The 6,540-nt window shown below is 71.8% G+C and carries 3 protein-coding genes; 2 read left to right on the forward strand and 1 reads right to left on the reverse strand.

Going from position 1 to position 6,540, the window contains the following annotated elements:
* Together ACVNF4_RS30455 and ACVNF4_RS30460 are read left to right on the forward strand one after the other, a co-directional pair.
* On the forward strand, positions 1-1,171 hold a 1,171-nt coding region (locus ACVNF4_RS30455), incomplete at its 5' end, for a thioesterase domain-containing protein (RefSeq protein ID WP_461806106.1).
* Positions 1,172-1,499: 328 nt separating this feature from the next.
* On the forward strand, positions 1,500-4,100 hold the full coding sequence (locus ACVNF4_RS30460; RefSeq protein ID WP_461806107.1) for a LuxR C-terminal-related transcriptional regulator: 2,601 nt from the start codon (positions 1,500-1,502) through the stop codon (positions 4,098-4,100).
* 92 nt (positions 4,101-4,192) lie between these two features.
* Here ACVNF4_RS30460 and ACVNF4_RS30465 read toward each other — a convergent pair.
* On the reverse strand, positions 4,193-6,540 hold a 2,348-nt coding region (locus ACVNF4_RS30465; RefSeq protein ID WP_461806108.1), incomplete at its 5' end, for an SDR family NAD(P)-dependent oxidoreductase.

Below are 6,540 nucleotides of genomic sequence, written 5' to 3' on the forward strand. Positions count from 1 at the left end.
CGGCACGCTGGCCGCACTGCAACCCGCCGCCCGCGCCGAGGCCCTGCTGCACCTCGTGCGCACCGAGGCGGCGCGCGTCCTCGGCCACGACGGACCCGACGGCATCGACGCCGAACGGGCCTTCGGCGACCTCGGCTTCGACTCGCTGACCTCCGTCGAACTGCGCAACAGGCTGGCCGGCACGACCGGGCTGCGCCTCCAGCCCACCCTGGTCTTCGACCACCCGACCCCGGCCGCCCTCGCCGCCGCGCTGGACGACCGGTTCACCGCCCCGGCGCCGAGCACGGGCGCCGTGTCCGCCGCACCGGCCGACCCGACGACGTCCGTCGCCGACGCGGTGGAGGCGCTCTACCGGCACGCGGTGTCGGTCGGGCAGTTCGGCCGGGCCGCCAAGGTCCTGATGAACTCGGCGGGCCTGCGCCCCTCGTTCGCCTCCGCCGAGGACGCGGGCCGGGCGCCGGGCCTGGTGCGCCTCGGGGAGGGCGACGGCACGGGCCGGCCCGCGCTGATCGGCCTGCCGTCGACGTCGGTGTGGGCCAGCGACCAGGAGTTCGTCGCGCTGGCCCGGCCGCTGCGCGGGCTGCGGGACACCTACTCGCTGATGATGCCGGGCTTCGCCTCGGGAGAACTCGTCGCCGACAGCGTCGACGCGGCGGCCGAGCACGCGGCGCGGACCATCCTGCGCACACTGGACGGCGCCCCGTTCGCGCTGGCCGGCCGCTCCTCCGGCGGCTCCCTCGCCTACGCGGTCGCCGCCCGACTGGAGGAGCTGGGCTCACCGGCCGTGGGCGTCGTCATGCTGGACACCTATCTGGCGGGCACACCGCAGACCGAGTACATGGTCCACGTCATGGAGTCCCGCTCCCTCGAACGCGAGGCCGAGTTCGGCCGGATGACGGGTCTTCGGCTCACCGCGATGGCGTCGTACTTCTCGCTCTTCGAGACCTGGGCACCCGCCCCGCTGCGCACGCCCGGACTGCTGCTGCGCGCCTCCGTGCCCGTCATGCCGGACCCCGGGCACACGCAGGAGGTGCCGCAGGAGTGGCAGACCGTGTGGCCGGTCCCGCTGACGGTGACGGATGTACCCGGCGATCACCACTCCATGATCGAGGACCACGGCGACACCACCGCGACGGTGATCCACGACTGGCTGACCGGTCTCGGAGCGTGACTTTCGTATTGCCCCCGTTCCCGCTTATCGCGCACAGGGGACGGAGGGAATTAATCGAGAGGAAGCGCCCGGTCATTGCGCAGTAATTCCGGGCGCTGGAATGCGAGAGAGGGACTGCGGCAATGTAAACGTGTCAGTCATCGCTTGAAACTTCTACGACCTGGCCTATAGTTGGGGCGTGACAGTGGGGCATCCTGTATGCGCGAGAGACCGAGAAGAGTGAACTGACTCCAGTACGCCGAAATTGTTCACGCCGTTTTTACAGCGGGTCCGGGACCGGAAGTGGAACGCGATGATTCAAAGTTGTCGAGATGGTCAACTCTTGTCCATGAAATCGCTGTACGCCTCGTGCACGCGTGGCAATCCCCTCAGCGTCGTCCTGGAAGGCGGTGTGGGATGCGGCAAGACCGCCCTTCTCGACCTGTTCACCCAGTACTGCACCGGGCAGGGGGCGAGGGTCCTCACCGTCGCCCCCACCGTCGCGGCGGACAAGGCGGCCTCGGCCCAGGAGATACAGAACCTCGTCGACCGGCTGGAACACCTCTCCCGTGACGCACCGGTCGTCGTCTGCCGCGACGACCCCCAGAGCCGGGACGAACACGGCACCCGGCTCCTCCTCGACGTCATGCGCAGGCTCGCCGACAAACCGGTGATGCTGGTCCTCACCCTGCTGCCCTTCGGCGGCGCCTTCGCCCCCGCCCTCCACCGCGACCTCCTCCGCCAGCCCGACGTCCACCGCATCCGGCTGCACCCGCTGACCCTGCAACAGGGCCGCGAGATGTGGACGGCCCTGGGCGCCACCACCTCCCCGGACGGCGCCGAGACGGCACACGCCGTCAGCGGCGGCAACCCCCTCCTGCTGTACGCCCTCTCCGAAGAGGCCGGCACATCACCCTCCCCGAACCAGTGGCCCCAGCCGCACGGCCTCTTCGTCCAGGAAGCCGTCGCCTGCGTACGCGAGAGCGGCCCGCTCGCCCTGAAGGTCGCCGCCGGCATGGCCGCACTCGGCGAGTTCGCCGACCTCGACAGCCTGGCCACCGTCCTCAAACTGAGCCCCGTCGCCGTCGACTACGGCCGCAACCTGCTGGGCGCCGCCGGATTCCTCCAGGGCTGGCGCATCCGCCACCCGCACGTCGCCGCCGGCATCCTCGAAGAACTGGGGCGCGAGCAGCGCACCGCCCTCGACGCCGAGGTCGCCGAACTCCTCCACCGGCGCGGCACCGGCCCCGGCGAACTGGCCCGGCTCCTCCTGCGGACCCGCACCGTCGCCGGCCCCTGGCAGATCTCCGTCCTGGAACGAGCCGCCGCCGAAGCACTCGACAAGGACGACGTCCGCCTCGCCGACGACTGCCTCGCCCTGGCCGAACAAGCGGCCACCGCATGCCAGGACTACGCCCGCATCGTCCACAAACGCTACGGCGTGACCATGCGCACCGCCCCCTGGACGGCCGCCCCCAGATTCCTCCAGCAGATCACGGACGAACCCTGCCCCCACGGCCACGAGCCCTGCGAGGCCCGCATCGCGCTCCACGCCCGGCTGCTCCTGGAATGCGGCAGGCTGGAGGAAGGCATCACCGCCCTGCGGACGGCCCTCCCCCCGGCCGAGGCCGCAGAAGAGGCCCTCGGCCCGCAGGACGCCCACTGGCCCTGGATCTTCCAGGCCGTCCCCGACCTGCGCGACACCGGAGTCCTCGGCTCCGGCGCCGGACAGGCCCTCAACGAGCTGATCCAATTCGGCTTCGGATTCGGCCTCAGCCGCCTCAGCTCCCACCGCACCGACGCCCGCCAGGCCGAGGAACACCTGCGCACCCTCGAACTCGGCGACAACACCCTCAACCTCATCGTCCCCGCACTGGTCTGCCTGATCAGGGAAGGCCGCCCCGACCTCGCCGGCGCCTGGGCCGCGCACTTCACCCGCGAGGCCGCCGGACGCGGAGTCGAAGGCTGGCGGCAGGTCCTCACCGCCGTCCGCGCCGAGGCCGACCTCGCCCGAGGCTGGCTCACCGAGGCCGAGGGCCACGCCCGCGACGTCCTCGACGCCTGCACCGGAGAACCCAGCTACTGGATCCAGGGCGGCCCCCTCGCCGTCCTCGTCGACGTCTGCGCCGCCACCGGCCGCTACGAGGAGGCCACCCGGCTCCTCGACCGGCCGCTGCCCGCGGACTTCGCGCAGAGCTTCTTCTCCCTCCCCTTCCTGCTGGCCCGCGGCCACTTCCTGGCCGGCCTCGGCCGCTCCCACCTCGCCCTCTCGGACTTCCTCGCCGTCGGCCGCCGCGCCGCCCGCTGGCAACTGCCCGGCTGGCTGGAACCCGCCTGGCGCATCGACGCGGCCGAGACCTGGCTCAGGATCGGCAACGAACAGGAATGCGCCCGCCTCCTCACCGAACACGAAGACGCCGCCTCCGGCACCGAACCGGTCCACTCCGGGCAATGTCTCCGGGTCCGCGCCTGGCTCGCCGGCCGACAGGAACGCCCCGCCCTGCTCGACCGCGCCATCGAACGCCTGCGGGAGACCAGCGGCGGCTGGGTGCTCGCCGAGGCACTGACCGACCTCGCCGACGCCCACCAGGAACTCGGCCAGAGCGGCCCCGCCGAACAAGCCCTGTGCGAGGCCAGGCAACTCGCCAAGGAATCCCGCTCCGGAGTCCTCCTCGAACGCATCGCCGCCCTCAGCGACGGCGACCCCACCACCGGCCGCGCCCCCCGAGGCCCCCACTCCCTGAACCTCGCCTCCATCCTCAGCGAGTCCGAACTCCGCGTCGCCGCCCTCGCGGCCCGAGGCAGCACCAACCGCGAGATCTCCGAAGAACTCTTCATCACCGTCAGCACGGTGGAACAGCACCTCACCCGCGTCTACCGCAAACTCGACATCACCTCCCGCCAGGAACTCCCCCTCTACGTCGAGGCAGCCCTGCGCGAAGCGGTCTGAACTCCCCCCACAAGACCTTTGAGCCTGCCCGGTACATACCAGGCAGGCTCTTTCAGTTTCCCCTCATTCAGTTGTGCCGCACAGTCCCGGTGTCAGACGGAACCCGCGGACAGGTTCCTCGCCATTTCGACGAGAGAAGCCGCGTCCAGCGACGCGATCTCAGCCTCCGCAGACACCACAGGCGAGGGCGCACCCGGCGCGAGAGCCAGCAGCGAGTCCAGCAGACCGCTCTCCCGCAGCCGCTCCAACGGCACGGACAGCAGCAGACTCCGCACCCGCGCCTCGCTCTCCTCCACCCGCACCCCGCCCACCGGCTCCCGACCGGCACCCTCGAACAGCCGCCCGCCGACGAACGCGGCGAGAGCGTCCAGCCGGGGATGGTCGAACACCAGCGTCGCCGGCAACCGCAACCCCGTGGCCGCGTTCAACCGGTTACGCAACTCCACCGCCGTCAGAGAATCGAACCCCATCTCCCGGAACGACCGCTGAGCGTCGATCAGCGCGGGCGCCGCATGCCCGAGCACCGCGGCCACCTCACCCCGCACCAACGCCAGCAGAGCACTGTCACGCCGCTCCACCGGCAACGCCGCCAACCGCCGGCGCAACACGTCACCCGGCTCCCGGGACTCCCGCGCCGCCCGCCGCCGCACACCACCACCGGAACCCGCGAGGGACCGCAACAGCGGCGGCAGAGAACCCCGCACACCCCAGGCACGCAGCGCCGCCGAGTCCACCGGCGCCGCGACGACCGCCTCCCCGACAGCGGCACCGGTCAGCGCCGCGTCGAACAGAGCCAGACCCTCCTCGTCGGACAGCGCCTTGAAACCACCCGAGCGCAGCCGCCGGTGATCGGCGGCCGTGAGATGCGCGGTGAGCGCGCTCTGAGTCGCCCACAGACCCCACCCGACAGACACGGCCGACCCGCCGAACGTGCGGGCATAAGAGTCGAGGAAAGCGTTGGCCGCCGCGTAGTTGGCCTGCCCCGGCGAACCGAGAGCCGCGGCGGCGGAGGAGAACAGCACGAACCGCCGGACACCCGGATGCAGTCGCGCCAGCTGCGCCAGCTGCTGGACGCCGTACGTCTTCGGACGCAGCACCCCGGCCAGCCGCTCAGGAGTCAGCGCGGAGAGCGCCCCGTCGTCGGTGACACCCGCGCAGTGCACGACCGCCGCGAGCCTCAGCCCGGCGTCGGACAGCACGGTGTGCAGCCGGGCCGGCACATCGGGGTCACCGATGTCGCCGGCCACGACCACGACCTCCACATCCGCGCTGACGCTGGTCAGCACGGTGCGAAGCGCGTCGGCCCGCTGGGTCTGCGGGCCGCCGCGAGACAGGAGGGTGAGATGCCGTACGCCGTGCAGTTCGACGAGACGCCGGGCGACGAGCGCCCCCAGCGTCCCGGTACCGCCGGTCACGAGTACGGTCTCACCGGGGGCGAAGCCGGACACCGGGAGCGTCAGGACGGCTTTGCCGGTGAGGGTGGCTTGGGCGAGGGCGCGGAAGGCGTCGGGGGCGTGGTGGATGTCCCAGGTGGTGACGGGGGGTGGGGTGAGGGTGCGGGTGGTGAAGTGGGGGTGGAGGGTGTCGAGGATGTGCTGGATGTGGTCGGGGCCGGCGTCGGCGAGGTCGAAGGGGTGGTAGGTGACGCCGGGGTGGTCGGCGGCGATCTGGTGGGGGTCGCGGAGGTCGGTCTTGCCCATCTCCACGAACCGCCCGCCGTTCGGGAGCAGTCGGAGAGAGGCATCCGTGGCCTCACCTGCCAGGCAGTTGAGGACGACGTCCATGCCCTTGCCGTCGGTGGCGTTCAGGAAGTGGTCGTGGAAGTCGAGGGTGCGGGAGTCTCCGATGTGGGCGTCGTCAAGTCCTGCGGCGCGCAGGGCGTCCCACTTGCCGCGTGAGGCGGTGGCGAACACCTCGGCCCCCAGGTGCTGGGCGAGTTGGACGGCGGCCGTGCCGACACCCCCGGCACCGGCGTGGATCAACACGCGCTGTCCGGCTCCGAGTTTCCCGAGGTCGGCCAGGCCGTACCACGCCGTCAGATACACCACCGACGCGGCAGCCCCCTCGACGTCGCTCCAGTCCTCCGGAACCGGCGCGAGCAACCGGGCATCAGCCACCGACACGGGCGCGAACGACGTGTTCAGGGTGCCCATCACCCGGTCCCCGACCGCGAACCGGGTCACACCCGGCCCCACCTCGGACACCACACCGCACCCCTCACTGCCCAGCCGGGCCGCGTCCGGGTACATGCCCAGCGCGATCAGGGTGTCCCGGAAGTTCATCCCGGCCGCCCGCACCGCCACCCGCACCTGCCCGGCCGCCAACTCGGCAGTCCCCTCGGCGTCCGGGACGAGCGCGAGGTCGCCGAACGAGCCGGGCTCGGTCACGTCGAGCCGCCACTGCGCGCACCCGGCGGGCTCGACGAGCGCGGACCCCGCCC

Source organism: Streptomyces sp. S6 (assembly GCF_054880855.1).